21 protein-coding genes are annotated in these 17,662 nt (G+C 46.0%); 16 read left to right on the top strand and 5 right to left on the bottom strand.

The genetic code is table 11. The features are described 5' to 3' along the window. Positions 1-8: 8 nt before the first annotated feature. The 14 genes from LZD49_RS33515 to LZD49_RS33450 all read left to right on the top strand — a co-directional run bounded on the left by LZD49_RS33515 (position 9) and on the right by LZD49_RS33450 (position 13,144). Complete coding sequence (locus LZD49_RS33515) at positions 9-1,241, top strand: P22 phage major capsid protein family protein (protein WP_234672763.1); 1,233 nt, start codon at positions 9-11, stop codon at positions 1,239-1,241. A 326-nt stretch (positions 1,242-1,567) separates the two neighbouring features. After that, positions 1,568-2,860 (top strand): hypothetical protein, encoded by a 1,293-nt coding sequence (locus tag LZD49_RS33510; RefSeq protein ID WP_234672761.1) that lies wholly within the window; start codon positions 1,568-1,570, stop codon positions 2,858-2,860. After that, positions 2,857-3,126 carry a hypothetical protein gene (locus LZD49_RS33505; RefSeq protein ID WP_234672759.1) on the top strand — a complete coding sequence of 90 codons (270 nt, stop codon included), beginning with the start codon at positions 2,857-2,859 and terminating at the stop codon, positions 3,124-3,126. Before LZD49_RS33510 ends, LZD49_RS33505 begins: the two co-directional genes overlap by 4 nt. A 34-nt stretch (positions 3,127-3,160) precedes the next feature. Then, positions 3,161-3,820, top strand: coding sequence for a packaged DNA stabilization gp4 family protein (locus tag LZD49_RS33500; RefSeq protein ID WP_234672758.1), 660 nt, complete (start codon positions 3,161-3,163; stop codon positions 3,818-3,820). Further along, positions 3,817-5,217 (top strand): packaged DNA stabilization protein, encoded by a 1,401-nt coding sequence (locus LZD49_RS33495; RefSeq protein ID WP_234672757.1) that lies wholly within the window; start codon positions 3,817-3,819, stop codon positions 5,215-5,217. The genes LZD49_RS33500 and LZD49_RS33495 overlap by 4 nt, the downstream gene beginning before the upstream one ends. After that, entirely contained in the window at positions 5,214-5,657 is a 444-nt protein-coding gene (locus tag LZD49_RS33490) for a hypothetical protein (RefSeq protein ID WP_234672756.1), read from the top strand. The genes LZD49_RS33495 and LZD49_RS33490 overlap by 4 nt, the downstream gene beginning before the upstream one ends. Then, positions 5,654-6,091 carry a GNAT family N-acetyltransferase gene (locus LZD49_RS33485; RefSeq protein WP_234672755.1) on the top strand — a complete coding sequence of 146 codons (438 nt, stop codon included), beginning with the start codon at positions 5,654-5,656 and terminating at the stop codon, positions 6,089-6,091. The genes LZD49_RS33490 and LZD49_RS33485 overlap by 4 nt, the downstream gene beginning before the upstream one ends. After that, entirely contained in the window at positions 6,084-7,154 is a 1,071-nt protein-coding gene (locus LZD49_RS33480) for a hypothetical protein (protein WP_234672754.1), read from the top strand. The genes LZD49_RS33485 and LZD49_RS33480 overlap by 8 nt, the downstream gene beginning before the upstream one ends. Before the next feature lie 11 nt (positions 7,155-7,165). After that, entirely contained in the window at positions 7,166-8,065 is a 900-nt protein-coding gene (locus LZD49_RS33475) for a hypothetical protein (protein WP_234672753.1), read from the top strand. Continuing rightward, on the top strand, positions 8,065-9,438 hold the full coding sequence (locus tag LZD49_RS33470) for a hypothetical protein (RefSeq protein WP_234672752.1): 1,374 nt from the start codon (positions 8,065-8,067) through the stop codon (positions 9,436-9,438). Before LZD49_RS33475 ends, LZD49_RS33470 begins: the two co-directional genes overlap by 1 nt. Beyond that, positions 9,438-11,276: a hypothetical protein gene (locus LZD49_RS33465; protein ID WP_234672751.1), complete on the top strand. Its 1,839-nt coding sequence runs from the start codon at positions 9,438-9,440 to the stop codon at positions 11,274-11,276. The genes LZD49_RS33470 and LZD49_RS33465 overlap by 1 nt, the downstream gene beginning before the upstream one ends. A 24-nt stretch (positions 11,277-11,300) precedes the next feature. After that, complete coding sequence (locus LZD49_RS33460) at positions 11,301-12,242, top strand: SGNH/GDSL hydrolase family protein (protein ID WP_234672749.1); 942 nt, start codon at positions 11,301-11,303, stop codon at positions 12,240-12,242. 195 nt (positions 12,243-12,437) lie between these two features. Then, positions 12,438-12,896 carry a lysozyme gene (locus LZD49_RS33455; protein WP_234672747.1) on the top strand — a complete coding sequence of 153 codons (459 nt, stop codon included), beginning with the start codon at positions 12,438-12,440 and terminating at the stop codon, positions 12,894-12,896. Continuing rightward, entirely contained in the window at positions 12,881-13,144 is a 264-nt protein-coding gene (locus tag LZD49_RS33450; protein ID WP_234672745.1) for a DUF2681 domain-containing protein, read from the top strand. Before LZD49_RS33455 ends, LZD49_RS33450 begins: the two co-directional genes overlap by 16 nt. Positions 13,145-13,251: 107 nt before the next feature. On the opposite strand, the gene LZD49_RS33445 is transcribed toward LZD49_RS33450, so the two are convergent. Beyond that, the gene (locus LZD49_RS33445) at positions 13,252-13,551 is read right to left on the bottom strand and encodes a hypothetical protein (RefSeq protein ID WP_234672743.1); all 300 of its coding nucleotides are present in this window, start codon (positions 13,549-13,551) and stop codon (positions 13,252-13,254) included. A gap of 18 nt (positions 13,552-13,569) precedes the next feature. Continuing rightward, the gene (locus LZD49_RS33440) at positions 13,570-13,791 is read right to left on the bottom strand and encodes a hypothetical protein (protein ID WP_234672741.1); all 222 of its coding nucleotides are present in this window, start codon (positions 13,789-13,791) and stop codon (positions 13,570-13,572) included. Positions 13,792-14,060: 269 nt separating this feature from the next. Between LZD49_RS33440 and LZD49_RS33435 the strand changes: the two genes are divergently transcribed. Further along, positions 14,061-14,486, top strand: a complete 426-nt coding sequence (locus LZD49_RS33435) for a hypothetical protein (RefSeq protein WP_234672740.1) — start codon at positions 14,061-14,063, stop codon at positions 14,484-14,486. Then, on the top strand, positions 14,486-15,781 hold the full coding sequence (locus LZD49_RS33430) for a type IV secretory system conjugative DNA transfer family protein (RefSeq protein ID WP_234672737.1): 1,296 nt from the start codon (positions 14,486-14,488) through the stop codon (positions 15,779-15,781). Before LZD49_RS33435 ends, LZD49_RS33430 begins: the two co-directional genes overlap by 1 nt. Here LZD49_RS33430 and LZD49_RS33425 read toward each other — a convergent pair. The 3 genes from LZD49_RS33425 to LZD49_RS33415 form a co-directional block, all read right to left on the bottom strand. Next, positions 15,741-16,397: a hypothetical protein gene (locus tag LZD49_RS33425; RefSeq protein WP_234672735.1), complete on the bottom strand. Its 657-nt coding sequence runs from the start codon at positions 16,395-16,397 to the stop codon at positions 15,741-15,743. The two genes, LZD49_RS33430 and LZD49_RS33425, sit on opposite strands and share 41 nt — an antisense overlap. Further along, positions 16,397-17,314: a relaxase/mobilization nuclease domain-containing protein gene (locus LZD49_RS33420; RefSeq protein WP_234672733.1), complete on the bottom strand. Its 918-nt coding sequence runs from the start codon at positions 17,312-17,314 to the stop codon at positions 16,397-16,399. The genes LZD49_RS33425 and LZD49_RS33420 overlap by 1 nt, the downstream gene beginning before the upstream one ends. Then, positions 17,304-17,662 (bottom strand): hypothetical protein (locus LZD49_RS33415; protein WP_234672731.1); only part of this gene is annotated, 359 nt, incomplete at its 5' end. The genes LZD49_RS33420 and LZD49_RS33415, both read right to left, overlap by 11 nt.

Here is a 17,662-nt window from a genome sequence, read left to right as displayed (position 1 = left end):
AAGTAAGAATGCCTAATAACATTCAAACCGTAAAAGCTGCGGGCACCATCATCTCGAAGATGGCCGCAAAGATGCTTGCAGATAATATGCAATTCATCAAATCCATTGATAAGGAGTCGGACGAAAGTTTCTCTCAGGTCAATGGTTATAACCCTGGTGACACCATCAACATCAATAAGCCTGCCCGCTTTAAGATGAACTCTGGCGCTGATATCACTGCTCAGATCCAGGATGTTGTCGAAGAAAAAGTACCACTGGTACTTAATCGTCAGCGTAACGTAGCTGTCAACCTGTCATCTGCTGAGATCGCCACCGATCTTGGCTTGAAGTCATGGGCTAAGCGTATCCTTGAACCTGCCATGTCTGGTTTGGCTCAGGGTATTGAAAGCGAAGTTCTGCAAGATGTTAAGAACAGCGTTTACAATACCACCGGTACACCTGGCTCAACCCTGTACGACACCGATCTGATGCTCTCCAACCGTGAGAAGCTGATGAAAAACCTTGTCCCAAGCGATAACGAACTGAAAGCATTACTGGAATCCAGCGCCATGCGTTCTGCCGTTAATGCTCGTAAGGGTTTGTTCCAATCCTCGGAAGAAATCAGCAAGCAGTACAAACGTGGTTATATGGGTGAATCCGATGGCTACACGTTCCTGGAAAACAACCTGCTGCCAGTCCACACCCGTGGTACTGCAACCGGTGCCATTACAGTAACGGGCGCACCAACTGAAGGTGCAAGCACAATCAACCTGACTGGTACAGGTACTCAGACGCTGGTTGTTGGTGACGTGTTTACTATCGCTAACGTCTTCCAGGTACACCCAATCACTAAGGTTGTGACAAACCAGCTCCAACAGTTTGTTGTTCGTGCTAATAACACGGCTGCTGCTGGTGCTTACACCGCTGTACAGGTTAGCCCTGCGTTCTACTCAGCTACATCTCTGACATTGCAGAACATTAGTGCTCTGCCTGCTCCTGGTGCTGCTGTGACATTGGTCGGTGCTGCTTCTACTGGTTACACCAACAACGTAACCTTCCACAAGTCTGCCTTCCGCTTCGCATCCGTGCCACTGGTCAAGCCTGATGGTCTGGATATGATTGCTCAGGAAACAGTCGATGGTATCACCGTTCGTGTGATCCGTGACTACCTGCCGTTGACCGATAAGATGGTTATGCGTCTGGATGTTCTGTACGGCTTCGCAGCTGTACGTCCAGAGTGGGCAACCCGTATCTTCTCGTAAACTATTGAGGGGGCGGCTAACCCCGCCCTTTCTTCTCACTTTGGAGATTTATCATGTCAAGCAATGACAATGAACTTTTTAAATATACCGTCATTAATGCCAATACGTTGATTAGCGCTGATCCCGTCCGTTTAGGCGGTATCTTTTGCGCGTCTTCGGTTGGTACGGTGACAATCTATGACGGAACAAGTGCGGCTGGTACAGTAGTGGTTAGCGCCTTTACGCCAGTTACCGGCGTTAATTACGCATTTCCTGCCATGCTAAAAAACGGCTGTTATATAGCCTGTTCGGGTGCCCCGTCTATTACAGTATTCTGGAATTAATTCATGCTTCATAAGTCAAAACTAGCTTTTTGGCAAGCTCAAATGGCCGGGACATTCCCTGGCTCATCCCTGGCTTATGATTTCACAAATAGTCTGTCACCTCTGATTGGCTCACCTATTCCGATGACACGTTCCACTACAGCTACGTATTACAATTCCTCTGGATTGCGTGTCACAGCCGCCGTAAATGAACCACGTCTTGATTACAATCCAAATACATTGGCTCCTGAAGGTTATCTGATGGAGCAGCAGAAGACTAATCTGTTCCTACAGTCCAATAACTTTAATGACGCTATCTGGTCTAAACCCGACACAACCATTACAACAGCTGCGGGAATTGGTGCTAGTGGCCTTCAGGATATGGATTTAATCCAGATTGGAAACCTCGGTACAGCTTTTGTCCAACAGGATGTTACAATTGGCGCAGGGGCAATTCTCACTATTTCTGCTGACGTGAAAAAATCTACTACTGGTTCCTGGCTGCGCATACAGGTCAGCTCGATTAGTGGGGCAGACGGATTTAGAGGATGGTTTAATCTCGACACAGGGGCATGGGGTACAACCTCTGTGATGGGTGCAGGAACCCTAATAGCGTCTTCCGTCGTGTATTGTAGTGCAACGGGCATATACCGCATTTCCATTACTGGTATTTTAAACGGTTCTGACACGACAGCCCGGTCTTATATTATCTCGTCTAACGCAGACAACTCGACCCTCCGCTTGTCGAATGCCAACTGGTATATGGGCAATACTCAGTTAGAAGTTGGAACCTGCCCAACATCAGTGATTGTGACTGGCGCTTCTCAAGTGATTAGAGCTGCGGACATTGCATTAAGCAGCTCTATTTCCTCGTGGTATAATCAAAGCGAGGGCACTATCCTGATTGAAGGGAAGACATTTGATCCGTGTGTAACACAAAGTCCACACGTTGCCCTTATTGGATTTGATGATAATACTGCAAGTAACAGGCATGTTATGCGCCTCCTTAACCTTGGTACAGGTCAAACCTTGACCGCGACAGCTACCGCTGCTGCGACAGTCGCTGCAATAACCGCAACGCCTGTGAATACGTTGACGACGTATAAGGTGGGTTATGTTTATGGTTTAAACAATTTTGCCGGAAGTCGTAACGGATCTACTCCTGTTGTAGATAGCAACGGAACACCGCCAAATGTGGCGAGAGTTACCTTGGGATTTGATATAAGTGGTGGCGCGAATGCCAATATATGGATACGCAAATTCGCCTATTGGCCATATCAGCGCTCTAACTCCGAATTAATGAGCATAACATCATGAGCCATTACATCCGCTTCCCCACAAAACAGGTAATGGATAAAGCTCTTACGCCTTATAAAAATGAAGAAGGTATTATTTGTAGTGGTGAGGGCTATTCAATTGACGTTATTGGCCAAATTACTATCCCCGCAAAGTATAATGGTGAGATAATTATAGAACCAGCTATCACTCTGGATGGGTGGCATGTGAATTGGCTGGGGGATCTACCAGACAATTTTGTGTCTTATGAAGTTTTTCCTGAACATCCTGTAAGAATATGGGCATAAAATGGCTACTGCACGTAACATAATCAAGAAATCCATGCAAAAGCTCGGGGTTATCACACGTAACCAGGAGCCGGAAGCTGATGAGACAAATGATGCACTCGACCAGTTAAATGCCCTATTGCTGTCATGGTCGAATGAAAGCCTGATGATCTATGTCCGTAACCGGCAAACCTTCAATCTGGTGGCCGGTCAAGGGGCTTATACAATCGGCACAGGCCAGAACTTTAACACACCGCGCCCGATCCAGATCCTCGATGCCATGAGTTCTACGGGTGATGTGTTTTCTCCGATCAATATTGTCTCTGACGAGATATTTATAGAAAGCCAGTCGCTCCCAAACCAGCAAGGCGTTCCAACCATGCTGAACTACGATAACAATTATCCGGTTGGCACGATCCGTTTATGGCCTATCCCTGCCGCCGCCGATAAATTAACCCTCTTGATGGAAGCCTCATTAACCCAATTTGAGCTGGATGATGAAGTTGATCTGCCGCCTGGTTGGGAGCGTATGATTATCTATAACCTGGCTATCGAATTAGCCCCTGATTACGGCCAACAGGTATCCCCTGAGCTGTTAGAGCTTGCCCGTGATGCCAAAGCCTTGGTTGCTCGTGCTGTTACAAAGGCGCGTAGCATGGACAGTCCGTACAATGTTGGCCAGGGCTTCAATATTTGGAGTGGCTACTATCAATGAAAATCCAGTTAGCCGGACCATCTTACCAGCAAAGATCCTTGCCGTTTGACGCACAACGTTCCGTCAACCTTTTTCCTGTGCCTGACGAGTACACCAGTGAGAAGGTTTCACTATACAGCACACCAGGGTTAAAACTGTTTGGTAATGTAGGATCTGGCCCGATCCGTGGCGAGTTCGCGGCTGCCAATGGCCGTGCGTTCTTTGTCAGTGGTGCCAAGCTTTACGAGCTTAATGGTGATGGTACAGGAACTGACCGTGGAACCCTCGATTTTAACGCCGGCATTGTCTCCATCGAAGAAAACGGCTTTCAGTTGGCTATTTGTGATGGCCGGTCAATCTATATCCTGACCTATGCGACAAATGCCTTTGCCAAGGTTACTGATCCGGATTTGCCAAAGATTGCAACGATTACCTTTTTAGATGGTTATTTCATTGGGAATAAGAACAATAGCGGTCAGTTCTACATCTCTGCCCTGTATGACGGTTTGAATTGGGGTGCGCTTGACTTTGCCACGGCTGAAAGCTCTCCGGATGACCTGCTACGTGTCCAAACAGCTCTTGGCCAGCTCTGGCTCTTGGGTGCCCGTACTTCTGAGGTTTACACCAATACAGGTGCATCAGCCTTCCCATTTGAGCGTATTTCTGGTGCCAAGATGGAAGTCGGTATCATGTCGCCCCATACGGCAGTTGCCATTGATAACTCGATTGTTTGGGTAGGACAGGACAAGAACGGTGTTGGTATCGTCTACCGGGCCAACGGCTTTACACCTAAGCGTATTTCGACCACGCCCATTGAGATCAAGCTGCAATCTGTTACGGATTACACTCAATTAAGGGCTTATACTTATCAGGAAGATGGTCATTTCTTCTATGTGATTACAGGTGGCAGCCTTGAAACGTCTCTTGTCTATGACCTGACAACCCAGCTCTGGCATGAACGGGCTTACCTGAATGAACAGGGTTTGTTTGAGCAGCATTTGGGCTGTTGCTATATGTTTGCTTTCAATAAGCACCTAGTCGGTAGCCGTGTCGATGGCAAGATTTACGAGCAATCACTCGATTATTACAGTGATGATGGTGAGCCATTATGCCGTGAGAGAACCTACACACATCTACTTGATGAATTGAAAAGAATAAGGTATAATACTCTGGTAATCGGCTGTGAGACAGGCGTTGGCCTCCAAAGTGGGCAGGGCGTTGATCCGGTGATTATGTTGCAGCTTAGTCGTGATAGCGCAAGAACGTGGTCGAATTGGTTCACAACATCCCTTGGGAAGGTTGGCCAGTATCTGACAAAAGTATCGTTCAGACGACTAGGTATTGCCCAGCAAATGACCTTTAAAATCCGCATTACTGATCCTGTCAAGGTTACGATTACAGGGAGCTGGCTCGAATGACGAAGCTCTCAGCCCCTCCGATCACGCAGCCTATTTTAGAGGATCTGGAAGGTCAGTTACCATCTCTGCCGTGGATCTTATTTTTCAATAATATCTATACTGGCGACCAGGGACAGAACTGGACACCTAATTTCGTCAATCTGACCCAGACAGCGCCGCCTACGATCACGGGCAAGTTTTATCAATTATCGAGCAAGATTGCATATTATTCCGTTACGATCACGCCTACACCTGGCCAGTCTACAAGCTCGACCGCTGGTACAACTTACATTGATAACTTCCCATTAAAAGCTCAGGCCAGTGGTGCCAACATGATTGTTTCTGGCCTCTTGGGCGGTAATGTCGGTCAGTTTGATGTTGATACAAACCGTATTTACCCGGCTGGCTGGTCTGCCGTTACGGTTCCATTAACCATTGTTGGATTGGTGGAAGCCGTATGATCGAATTTGATTTTATTCCTTTCCATGATGTGATGCTTCAAATAGCTGAAAAGGTCACATCCCATGAGCAAGAGGTTGAATATTATGGCGACGCTAATGTTGACTGGAATTATTACATGGCATCTAGCATGGCTGGCCAATGCTTCGCGGTGGTAATTAAGGATGATGGCTATTTGGTTGGTTACTCCGTCTTTACGATTGGTGGAAATCCGAACCATAAGCATTTGATCGAGGCATCGAACACAGCTCTTTACCTGGATAAAGAATATCGCGGCAAGATTGGTCGTGAAATGTTCGCTTATGCACAAAAAAGGCTTTTTAGCATGGGTGTGAATGAAATCAGCTATGCGGTCAAAAATGAAAGAATTGGTAATCTCCTGCGCCGTTTTGGATATGCGCCGGAACACACAGTATGGAGTATGAAGAATGAGTAGAGCTATTAGACGAGTTGTTGGAACCGTTGCCCCGATTGCTGCTGGTTTTATCCCTGGTATCGGTCCCTTAGCCGCTGGTGCCATTGGCGCTGGTAGTGGTCTTTTGTCCGGTGGTGGCTTAAAGGGTGCTTTAATGGGTGGCCTTGGTGGTGCCGTTGGTGCTGGTTTTGGATCAAATACAATCGCTAATGCGACCGGCTTATCTGGTGCTGGCCTGAGTGCTGCATCAAAGGGAATTGGTGGCGCGCTTTCCGGTGGTGGATCTGGTGGATTAAAAGGCGCTCTTTTAGGTGGTCTGGCCGGTGCTGGCGGTAGTATGCTGACAAGCGGTGGACTGGATGGAATTGGCCTCGGTGATGCTTCCCGATTAGGTGCGGGCGGTATGGGGCCAGCCACGCAAGGTTCAGGTGCACTGGGTTCACTAACCCGTGGCCTTAATGGTATCGGTAGCTCTTTAAGCCTTGGTGGTGGTAGTGCATTGAATACAGCCGCAACGGTCGGTGGTGCTGCTAATAGCTATCTAGCACAAGAGCAAGCGGAAGAAGATTTACTGGCTCAGCAACAACGATCTGAGGCTGCTTTGGCTCCGTTTATGGAGAATGGTGCAAACGCTCAACAAAGCTTGTCTGATCGCCTAACTGCTGGCTTTGATATTGGTGATTACCAGAATGACCCTTCTTACCAGTTCTCGCTCAATCAAGGTCAGAATGCCATTGACCGCTCATTGGGTGCTAAGGGCAAGATGTTCTCTGGTGAAGCTCTGAAAGCCTCTCAGGACTATGGTCAGGGTCTGGCTAATCAGTACTACAACGATGCTTACACACGCTGGGCGCAACAAAATGGTCAGTTGGGTAGCCTGGGTAACTCTGGTCAATCTGCTGCCGGTGCCATGACTGGCGTGTACGACAATGTGGGTAATGCCCAAGCTAATGCCGGGGTGGCTCAATCCAACGTCTTAAACGGTCTGTTATCTGGTTTATCCGGTGCGGGTGCCTCTGAGATCATTGGCTATGACGCTAAAGGCCAACCGATTTACAACAAACAACAACCAGTCTTTGGGTAATAACAATGCCAATGGATTATAACGTATTTCACAAGGCTAAGACGGTAGCGGATTTCAACCGTGAAGCGGAAGAACATGCTTTACGCCGCCAAATGCTGCAACAACGGTCAATGGGTCAAACTCCTGCGGCTGTTCAAATTGCTAATGAGATTGCCAAAGCCCGTGCTTCCGGTGATACGCAACGACTGAATGATATTGTTCAATCTGCCAAGCTGTTTGACCGTGGTGTTGTTCAAGATGCTAATGGTAATCCTATGGCTATGGGTGGTTATGGTGATGCAGTCGGATCTATTGCTGGTGATGTTGCTGGTGCCAAACAGTTAGCCGTTAAAAATGTGGATCTTATCGCTAATCCTCAGATTGCTGGTCTTGAAAAACAGGCTCAATTAGCTGCCGAAGCTGGTTCCGTCCAAAATAAAAAGGGCGTTCAGGCTAATGACGTTATGAGTATCCTGGATGAAGCTGATCCATTATTGAATGATGCCACTGGTAGTACAATCGGCGCAGGTGTTGCTGCTGGTAAGAAGATCTTTGGTAAGAGCGATAAATCAACACAGGCCAATGCCGCATTAAGTGTTTTGGAAGGTCGTTTGATCTCTAATATCCCACGAATGGAAGGGCCGCAATCTGATAAAGATGTTGAGTTATACCGTAAACAGGCGGCAAAGCTGTCTGATCCATCCGTTCCGGCTGATGACAAACGCGCGGCCATTGCGGCAATCCGTGCAATCAATTCCAAGTATACAACCAATCCAATAGCTGCTGTTCTTCCTGATATGCCGTTATTACCAGGTACAAAACAAGCTTCCCCTTCTTCTTCATCAGCTCCTAAACCAGGTTCGTTAGTCGATGGCTATATGTTCACTGGTGGACATCCTGGCAAGCAATCCAACTGGAAAAAGGTTCAATAATGAAGCCTTGGGAGAAGTTTGCGGTCAGTGAGCAACCACAAAAAGAGGTTGGCATTGGCCGTACTGTTTTCGATCAGGCATTGCAGGGTGCAACCTTCGGTTTCGCTGATGAAGCTGCTGACGCACTGGCCGCTGGTGCAGTATCTCCTTTCGTTGACGAGAGCTTTGGCGATCTGTATAATCAGGCCAGACAGTCCTCAAAAGAACAGTTAGGGGCGGAATTTGACCAGAACCCCGGTACGTCAATCGCGTCGAACCTTGCTGGTGGGCTGATAACAGGTGGTGCAGGTGCAACAACAAAAGCCGGACAATCGGTTGGCAATCTTATTCGGACTGGTAGCACAGCAGCGCGTATTGGTAAGGGTGCAGTTACTGGTGCCCTATCCGGTTCTGTTGTGGGTGCAGGGTCAGCCAATGACGGAGAACGCATCGAGGGTGCCAAACTCGGCAGCATTCTTGGTGGTGTGGTTGGTGCCGCTGTTCCTGCTGTTGGTGCTGCGGCTGGTTCTTTAAAATCCAAACCATCCATTACCTCTGATATGATTAAGGCTAAATCATCGGAAGCATACAAGCTGGCCGATGATGTTGGTGGTATCCTGACACCTAATTTCACTAATAAATTCACACAAAGCCTTTCTGATATCTTGCCAAAAGATGAGATCGGCATTGCCCTGGCTAAAAATAATCCATCAACCAAGATTATCAGTGAGCTTAACCAGATCATTCAGGATAAGCCACTGACCCTTCAAAACCTGCAGGCCATTGATGAGTTCCTGGGTAACAAGGTTGATGATCTAATGGACGCTGGCCGATTAACCAAAGAGGGCCGCAAGGTGCTGGATATTCAGGACACGCTTAGAAACCTCGTTGATAGTGCTGATGAAACAATGATTGCTGGTGGCAAAGAAGGTTTTGAGAGCCTAAAAGAAGGTCGTCGTTTATGGTCTGCTCAGGCCAAATTACGTGATATTGAAAAGATTATTGCCCGTGCGGAAATGACAGATAACCCAGCAACTGCGATTAAAACAGGTTTTAGAAATCTTGCCCTGAATGAGAAGCGTATGCGTGGTTTTACTCCTGAACAACGTAAGGCAATTAATAAAGCTGCCGATAGCGGTATCATTACTGACACTCTAAGAACTCTTGGCAGCCGATTAATTCCTGTCATTGCTGGTGCTTCCGGTGGTGGTTTAGGGGCTGCTGCACTGGCTCAGGCTGGATCTATGGCCTCCCGTGGCGCTGCTACAAAAATGCAAGTTGGCAAAGCTGCAAAAGTCGCCCGTATGATAGCCGATGATACAGGAATATCCATTGAAGATATCATGAAGCTTCCACCTGCTGAAGCTCAAAAACTATTGAAAAGAGGTAAATAATGGCCGTTTTAATGACCCCTCCATATCTGGAATTTCAAGACGCTGATGGCCTCCCTTTAACGGGCGGTAAGGTATTTACTTACGCCGCTGGCACGTCTGACCCAAAAGCGGCCTTTACGGATAGCACTGAAACGGTTCAATTGCCTAACCCGATCATTTTGGATGCGGCTGGCCGGGCGGTTATCTGGATTTCAGGATCTTACAAGTTTGTTATTACCGATAGCGCTGACAACATCATTCGCACAGTGGATAATGTGACCAGCTTCAATGCCACGGCTGCTGCTAGTAACTCATATTTCCAGTCATTTTCTGGTAACGGATCTCAGACAGTATTTACCCTTTCTACTGATCTTGGTACGGATGAAAACTCTATCATGGTCTTTATTGACCAAGGGGGTAGCAATACAGTCGGAAACACGCCGTTTTTCCAGTCATTCAACAGTATTGCAGCTCAAACGGTATTCACGGTTGCCCAGAACTTAGGCACCGATCCGGCTGCAATCAGCGTGTACGTGCTGGACGGTGCTAAGGGTTATGATATCAAGCGTCCGGTTACTGATTTTACGATTAGCGGTACGACATTAACACTGACTGTCTCCCCTGGCGCGGTCAGTAATGCGGTTCTTGTGTTTAAAAATCCTATCCTGACCGGAACGACCATTGGTAAGGGCTTCGAGATCCAGAACCCGAATACGTATACACTTAGCGGTACGTCCTTAACCTTCATTGCTGCTCCTGCCACTGGTACAAATAACATCATGGTATTTGCGCCATCTACGCTGGTTGGTGCTGCTGCATCGTCTGCGGCTGCTGCTGAAGGTTTCGCTGACGCTGCTAACCTGAGCGCGGTGAATGCTGCTGCCAGTGAGGTTGCCGCTGCTGCTAGTGCTGTAACTGCCGCTAATCAAGCGGCCAGCTTTATTGGAACATCCACAACTAGCGTAACAATTGGAACTGGTGCTAAATCCTTTACGACACAGACCGGTAAGAACTTTGTTGTAGGTGAGTTTATAACGGTTGCTTACTCTGTTTCACCTGCAAATTACATGTGGGGACAGGTCACGTCATACAATAGTGGAACAGGCGCACTAAATGTTAATGTGATTACCATTGGCGGATCTGGTACACAAGCAAGCTGGACAATCGCTTTATCTGGTGAGCGTGGTGTACAGGGCCCAGCTATCAGTGATGGTGATAAAGGTGATATCATCGTATCTGGTGGTGGTAACATTTGGAATGTTGATACAACCGTAGTAGCCACATTAACAGGGGCGCAAGCTCTTACAAATAAGTCCGTTAATGGTGTCACACCAACTGCGGCAGGTGGTGGCACAAACTTCCTTGCAGATGATGGAACCTATAAAACTGTGGGTGGTATAACCTTACGAACACCGATTGCAACCACTTCCGGTACGAGTGTTGATTTTAATAGCATTCCCCCTGGTGTTAAGCGTATTACTATGATGCTGAACAGCGTTTCAACCAACGGTTCGAGTAGTTTATATTTACAGCTTGGAGATAGTGGTGGTGTAGAGACAACTGGTTATCTCGGCTCTGGATTTCAAACTTCAGCAAACGGACCTTTTACGACTGGATTTGGATTTGGTGGTGGTACCGCTGCAAATATTGTTAGTGGATCTATTGTCTTTAATTTATTAGATGCTTCGACAAATACATGGACTGCATGTGGTTTGTTGGGCGGTTCTAATGCCGCATTTGTTTATTATACCGCAGGATCAAAAGCATTATCATCTGTATTGGATCGTGTTCGTTTAACAACCCAGGCTGGAGCAGACACTTTTGATGGAGGCTCTGTCAGTATTTCATATGAACTTTAAAATAGAAATTAGAGAGGAATTATAATGTTAAAAACGTTCGGGGACAGTATACCTAACGGGTATGGCGTACCATCTGGTCAGGGTTGGGTTGGTCTTATGACACCTATAAACTCTGCTCGAAATGGTGATATGGCTGGCGATATGTCTAACCTCATTCATGGGGTTAGTGGTGGATCTGCCGTTGTTCCTGACCCGTCTACGGTCTATGCCATGATGATTGGTGCCAATGACCACCGCACTTATAAAGGTGCTATTGCTAAGCAGGCTCATTTCAAGAATTTATTGCGTGCTTGTATTGCCTGGTTGGTTTTACCTACAAAAGTTAAAGCTCGTGATCCTGGCGTGGTCTACACCGGCTCCTGGAGTAACACAAGCGTAAATGCATATGGCAAGTTTTCACAGACACAGAATTCAACGGCTGAATTTACAGTTTCAGGTGAAAGTATCTATATTGGCTACATCATTCAGAACCACGTAGGATCTGTTAGTCAGGCTGAAGTTCGTGTTGATGGGGTTCTTGTTGGAACAATATCGTCCGATGGAAACACCGCTCCTGTGAATACCATGAACGGCGCTCAGTGGGCTATGGGTTGCTCACGGTTTGATGGTCTTGCACCCGGTTCCCATACAGTAAATATTAAGGTTGTCTCACCAAACGGAAAGACGCTCTTTGTGGACTATGTAGCTGGATCTGACCAGGTATCCACTCCTAAAATAGCCCTGAGTAATGTAATCCGTCAGTCAGTAGCTGGTTATACAGCCAGCGGTTCAAGTGATGCAATTGTGGATCAATACAATGTCATTATTGACGATCTGATCTCTGAATTCACGACAGACGGATTAAACATTGTCAAGGTTGATAATCATGCGACCATAAATCCCGCTTCACATTTATTACCAGATGGCCTGCACCCTAATTCTTCCGGTCATATTGTAATATCAAACAACTTTCAAACGGTAGTTTAAGAAATCGGTGTAGAATGGATATGGAAGCTGTAAATACCAAGGTCGAAGTCGCTAGGGCGACAATGGGGGCTACGCTGGTCACAATTTGGGGCATAACGCTTAATGAATGGGCTGCAATAATAGCTATACTTTACACGGGATTACAGACTATACTACTGTTACCACGTGTAATTCAGACAATTAAAGGATGGTTATGTGTCTATAAAAAGTAGGTTAATTGGCAGTTCTGTCTCTATTGCTTTGGCAACTGGTTTGGTAGCCAATTTTGAGGGATTACGCCAATATGCCTATTTGGACCCGGTAGGCATTCCAACAATCTGCTATGGCAGTACATCCCGTGTTCACCTGGGACAATATAAGAGCAAGGAAGAATGTCAAAAACTCCTCGAGACTGAGTTGAAAATATATGCTGATGCGGTTCATAAGGTGGTGAAGGTGCCAATGGCTCATCCTCGTGAGGCTGCCCTGATCAGCTTTACGTACAACGTCGGTATTGAAAATTTCCGTCGCTCGACACTGCTTAAAAAACTGAATGCCGGTGATACAATCGGTGCTTGTAATGAGCTGCCAAAATGGGTCTATGCCCGTGGTGTTAAGCTGCCGGGGCTGGTTAAACGCAGAGAAAAAGAGAGGGAATTATGCCTCATTTTTTAAAGCTATTACTTTACTTTTTTGGTGGAATTCTTGCCATTCTTATTAGCTATCAGGTGGGTTACCACCGTGGCCAATCGGCAGGAAAGGCTTCTGAACAAGCTGCTCAGGCTGTCACAGGAGCCAAGGAAGCCATTAAATCACAATCCCTGCGGGAGAAGGTTGAGAATGAAACACGTAATCTTTCTAATGCTAATGTTGACGCTGGCTTGCGTTCTGGTGGGTGGATGCGCTCAGACACGGATCGTTGACACCGGTTGTCAGTGGACGAGATATATCACTGCACATCAGGACGATACAACCGAAACCAAGCGGCAAATATTACAGCATGACCTAACTCGTGAACAGAGATGCAACGTTAAAATTTAGAGATTATATCTTTTATAACTATAACAACAGTCACCCCACCTGCTACAGCTAAATAAGTCCTGTCAAAAAAAGTGTCCAGTGGCACCGTGTCATCTATGGATAAGAAGATAATTTTTACCGCTGAGATGAGAGCGCCAATATCAAACATCATCAATATGAATTCTTTCTCATTGATCCTGTTGAAGCCAAATCTGATCCAAGTAAATATCGCATAGGCGAATGCGCCCAAAAGTGCCATACCTATGGGAAATATAGGCCCCTTAAGGAACCCGATTGAGAAATCCATCATCAGCAGATTATGCAGTGGCTAGTGTTGGTGGAAGAAAGTTTTGCTTTTTCTGATTTTTTTCTTCTTATTGGAAGTAACAAGTCTACCAGTACTGTCATACCAAACACCAAAAATTGCCCCACCAATTGATCCGATTGCAGCACCAATAGGACCAGTGATTGCGCCCAAAACAAGGCCAGTCCCTGCGCCAAATACTAGCGGGGTGCTGGAAAAAGTTTTTTCGTCTTCTTTGGTCTTCATCTCTATTAGCTTTTTCGGTTGTCTGCAATATTAACAAAAAAATTGTAAATAAAATTGTAAATGAAACTGTAAAAATCGGGCCAGAACGGGCTTTCACGGAGAATGCACGGGATGTGCACGGCACAAACACGGTAAAAACACCGAGAAATCACGGCAGACACGCCATACCCCACTTAAAGCCGTTGGATAAGTTCTCCAAAAGTTACCTACCATCTCATTGTAGAACCAAGCCAAAATAGTAATTTAGGATACATGCAAAACCTATCTCTATGGATCTCAGTAGACCATTTATTAATTACTTGATATTTATTTTTATTAATCTCGGCCTGATTGGTTTAATCGCTTATTTTGGTGGTATTTGGCTGGCTCGGGTCTCTGTCAAAACCAGAATTCCTGTAATTTTTTTTGTAATAGTATTCTTCATATTGGCATGGCCACTCGGTAAGTATTTTTACGAGACATTTGGCTACATCTCAAGAAAATACAATTATTACAGCTTTTATCACCGATTATTCGAGTATTGGGCTTGGGGGATTCCAATAACGCTTTGCTTTGGTTTAATCGGAATGTACACCAACGCAGAAGCTTCAGTGAAGTGGTATCTGGACGATCAGAAAGCCAAGAAGCAAATCCAGGAAGCGCATAATGATAAGGGTTGGGCAGGTGATGACGAAATAAAAAAATCTCTTAAATAATGGCAGGTATCAATATTGGAAATGGCCACATCTGGGACGGTGAGGGCCATATATTAACATGCGCACCAACAAGAAGCGGGAAGGGATTTTATATTATTAATGCCGCTTTAACTGATGATAAGCTCCGCGACAGAAATGCGCCTTCATTCGTCGTGCTTGATCCCAAGGGTGAAAATATTAGAATTTCGGGCGCATATTTAAGGTCAGCAGGGTATAAAGTGCACTGTATAAATCCTTATGATATACGTGATTTAGAGGAATTTGGGCAAGCTAGATTTAACCCACTGGAAAATCTCGACCCTCTTGACGACGATATCGATGAAATCCTGGATACAATCGCTTATTCGTTAATCCCGCTTTCTGAACATAAAAACAAGTTTTTTGACGAAGCGGGAAGGGATTTGCTTCTTAACTATCTGAGGCATCTTATAACGCAGACAGAAGACCCAATAACCTTTAGGACACTTTATTTCTATTCTTTGGCAACGGGAGATGAGCTAGAGAAGCTATTGAGAAAGATGGTGGCCAACAAATCCTTTGATGGTGTCATAGCAAGATATGCTCTTTCAGTAGCTGGACAGAAAGGAACCGACACATGGGGTTCAATTGCCAGAACAGCCCAGACAGCCATGACAATGTTTGGCAGAAAGAGGCTATCACAATCCTTATCAGGCTCTGACTTCGATTTAACGGGTCTAAGTGAACAGAAAGTGGCAATATTCCTGTGTATGCCCACCAAAGCAATCAAAAAAAACGCACCGTGGTTGCGAATATTTTTTGGAACGATGCTCAGGGAATTGATGGAAAGCTATTACCACAAAAGAAGGGTAATAGTGCTACTGGATGAGTTTGTAAGACTTGGATATCTGAGTGAAGCGGAAGATTTTTTTACAATAGGTGCGCAATACGCAACAATATGGGCAGTTGTTCAGGATCTAAAGTCACTCAGTCATATCTATGAGGCATGGGAAAGTATCGTCGCAAACTGCCAGGTAAAGCACTGGTTTGCAAACGATGACAACATGACACGAAAATATGTATCTGAGCGTATGCCGATTACCACAGTATTTATCGGTAATAATTCCGACGGATCTCCAAGGTATATAGAAAAGCCACTTTTGCGCCCAGATGAAGTAGGAGGTTTTGATGATATAATCCTTGAGGTACGCGGAATGGGAAAACCTGCGAGATTAGCTAAAACCCCTTATCTGAAACAAAATAAAAATGGCAGAGACCTGCGACAACCAAACCTCACTAAGAAGGTTTTTGGGTTGGGCTTAACCCGCGGTTCCTAGATGCCTGGAGCAGTCTCTCTAATTCATCCTGCATATCGTCAATCTCCTCCTGGTCTTCCAGGGCATCTTTTGTTGTTTGAATATGCATCTCAATACTATCATGTACTCCTCTCATTGCTGTTACCAGGGCTCTTTCTGTCGCTAAAACCTTTCCGTAAAATGGGATAGCCTCGCGTTCTTCAACATGTCGTTCTTCAAGAGCAAAGGTTTCTAAGCGGGAAGCCTTTCTGTATTCATCTGCTACATCGTCTGGAACAGTACCATTATGAGTGGCTCTTAAATCTTGCCAGATTTTATATTGCTCCTCTAGCATTTCGCCAATTTCTTCCTCCTGGCGTTTCCGGATTTCATCAATTGTATCCATAATGACGGAACTTTTTAGGGTATTAAATATCTTCTCAGCCTCTTGGGCGACTTCTTCTTCAATGGGGTTGGATGTTTCAATATCCTCGGGGTCTCTGAATGCCTTTTCCTGATAGCTGTTATACAGGCTGTAATACATTTCAGCAGTTTTTTCGGAGAATGGATGGCGCATCCTGAGCCAATCGAATTCCGCTTTCATAGCGTCGATCTGGCGAGTTAATTCATCCTTAAAGTCCTGATTATCCCAGTCCATTAGTATCTATATCTGCGATCCCGACCTTCCCTTTCACGGGCTTCTTTCAGTAGCCTTTCCATCTCGGCTGCAATATCGTCGAGATCACTGGAAGGCTTTTTTTCTGGATGTCTATCCTCGTTGCTCTTAAAGTTATCGATAAATTCCTGACGCTTTCTATCGATCTCATCCCTTTTTTCAACAGCAACCTTCCGGAGAGCTTCGGCCTCGGTTTGGAGGTCAATATCTCCAATCTGCCGGCGCACATCCGCTGTCTTCGCACCTTCCAGCTGCTTGACTAGATCCAGGCTCTTGCGGTCAGGGGTGATCACCTTATAAGGCCGACGATCCAGACCCTTTGCAACCTCGTATCCTAAGGCTTCGGCATGCTCTATGAACTCAATGCCATTCTTAGAAAAGTCCCAAATCTCTGACAGTGTTTTCTTATGATCGACCTCGTGTGTTTTATCCCGCCGCCAAGGTGTTGGTTCATGGCCAAAGTGCTTTTCCATCTCAGCCCTGGCTTGATTGTTGGAGTAATAATTATAGCTATCCCGCCGTAAGCTTCCAGTCGTATGATCATATCTTTCAAAGACTGTGTGAGCGTGCCATGCCCCGTTCTTTTGGTGTAATTCTACGGCAACTTTCTGCCCTTCTAAATCGTTGTGTTTTGCATAGATTTCAACGCATTTCCACCAATCATCGTCTGTCATTGTAAGGGATTCATGGGCACGAGGGGCAATCTGACCATGATGTAAACCAAGCTTACCATCGGTTAGCTCAACGGTCAGCTCCATCTCAATCAGGGAACGCTTTAAGTCATTAGGTGTAGCAGTTCCGCGAATACCCAATAAGCGAACTTGGTCATTATCCCGTTTATCCAATAGGTAGTTAGCCAACTGGACAGCATCACCCCGTGACTTTCCTTTAACTATCATAGCCGAATTCTTCGTGGATCTTGTTTGCTATAAACGTCACCTGTGTCTCAATCGCGCTGGTATCCTCTGGACGGGCTTTCAGCTCTGTCAGAATATGTCCCAGGTTGGATAGTGCTTTAATCAACGCCACACGCTCAGGAGTGGGGGCTTTACGTCTGGGTGCATCACCCAAGCTCATGAACAGCATGTACTCTGAATAGCTCTTAAAACCAGCCTGACGCTGTTTCTCTATAATCCGGTCTTTAACGCTTTGCAGCAGGTCAATCCGGATGGATGCTTTCTTATCTGTTTTGTCCATATTTAATCCCAGGGTCAAGGGTGTCCCTTGCAAGACGGCGGTAGTATAAA

The sequence above is a fragment of the Dyadobacter sp. CY261 genome (assembly GCF_021440085.1).
GTDB lineage: Bacteria > Bacteroidota > Bacteroidia > Cytophagales > Spirosomataceae > Dyadobacter.
Note: the sequence above shows the minus strand (reverse complement) of the source record. Positions and strands in the feature narration are given on the sequence as shown.

Bases quoted from the DNA above. Each gene is read 5' to 3' on its own strand.
- LZD49_RS33445 (WP_234672743.1), bottom strand. From the start codon at position 13,551: ATGATGGATTTCTCAATCGGGTTCCTTAAGGGGCCTATATTTCCCATA.
- LZD49_RS33470 (WP_234672752.1), top strand. From the start codon at position 8,065: ATGAAGCCTTGGGAGAAGTTTGCGGTCAGTGAGCAACCACAAAAAGAG.
- LZD49_RS33510 (WP_234672761.1), top strand. From the start codon at position 1,568: ATGCTTCATAAGTCAAAACTAGCTTTTTGGCAAGCTCAAATGGCCGGG.
- LZD49_RS33430 (WP_234672737.1), top strand. From the start codon at position 14,486: ATGGCAGGTATCAATATTGGAAATGGCCACATCTGGGACGGTGAGGGC.
- LZD49_RS33500 (WP_234672758.1), top strand. From the start codon at position 3,161: ATGCAAAAGCTCGGGGTTATCACACGTAACCAGGAGCCGGAAGCTGAT.
- LZD49_RS33485 (WP_234672755.1), top strand. From the start codon at position 5,654: ATGATCGAATTTGATTTTATTCCTTTCCATGATGTGATGCTTCAAATA.
- LZD49_RS33460 (WP_234672749.1), top strand. From the start codon at position 11,301: ATGTTAAAAACGTTCGGGGACAGTATACCTAACGGGTATGGCGTACCA.
- LZD49_RS33420 (WP_234672733.1), bottom strand. From the start codon at position 17,314: ATGATAGTTAAAGGAAAGTCACGGGGTGATGCTGTCCAGTTGGCTAAC.
- LZD49_RS33465 (WP_234672751.1), top strand. From the start codon at position 9,438: ATGGCCGTTTTAATGACCCCTCCATATCTGGAATTTCAAGACGCTGAT.
- LZD49_RS33425 (WP_234672735.1), bottom strand. From the start codon at position 16,397: ATGGACTGGGATAATCAGGACTTTAAGGATGAATTAACTCGCCAGATC.
- LZD49_RS33435 (WP_234672740.1), top strand. From the start codon at position 14,061: ATGGATCTCAGTAGACCATTTATTAATTACTTGATATTTATTTTTATT.
- LZD49_RS33490 (WP_234672756.1), top strand. From the start codon at position 5,214: ATGACGAAGCTCTCAGCCCCTCCGATCACGCAGCCTATTTTAGAGGAT.
- LZD49_RS33450 (WP_234672745.1), top strand. From the start codon at position 12,881: ATGCCTCATTTTTTAAAGCTATTACTTTACTTTTTTGGTGGAATTCTT.
- LZD49_RS33475 (WP_234672753.1), top strand. From the start codon at position 7,166: ATGGATTATAACGTATTTCACAAGGCTAAGACGGTAGCGGATTTCAAC.
- LZD49_RS33440 (WP_234672741.1), bottom strand. From the start codon at position 13,791: ATGAAGACCAAAGAAGACGAAAAAACTTTTTCCAGCACCCCGCTAGTA.
- LZD49_RS33495 (WP_234672757.1), top strand. From the start codon at position 3,817: ATGAAAATCCAGTTAGCCGGACCATCTTACCAGCAAAGATCCTTGCCG.
- LZD49_RS33480 (WP_234672754.1), top strand. From the start codon at position 6,084: ATGAGTAGAGCTATTAGACGAGTTGTTGGAACCGTTGCCCCGATTGCT.
- LZD49_RS33515 (WP_234672763.1), top strand. From the start codon at position 9: ATGCCTAATAACATTCAAACCGTAAAAGCTGCGGGCACCATCATCTCG.
- LZD49_RS33505 (WP_234672759.1), top strand. From the start codon at position 2,857: ATGAGCCATTACATCCGCTTCCCCACAAAACAGGTAATGGATAAAGCT.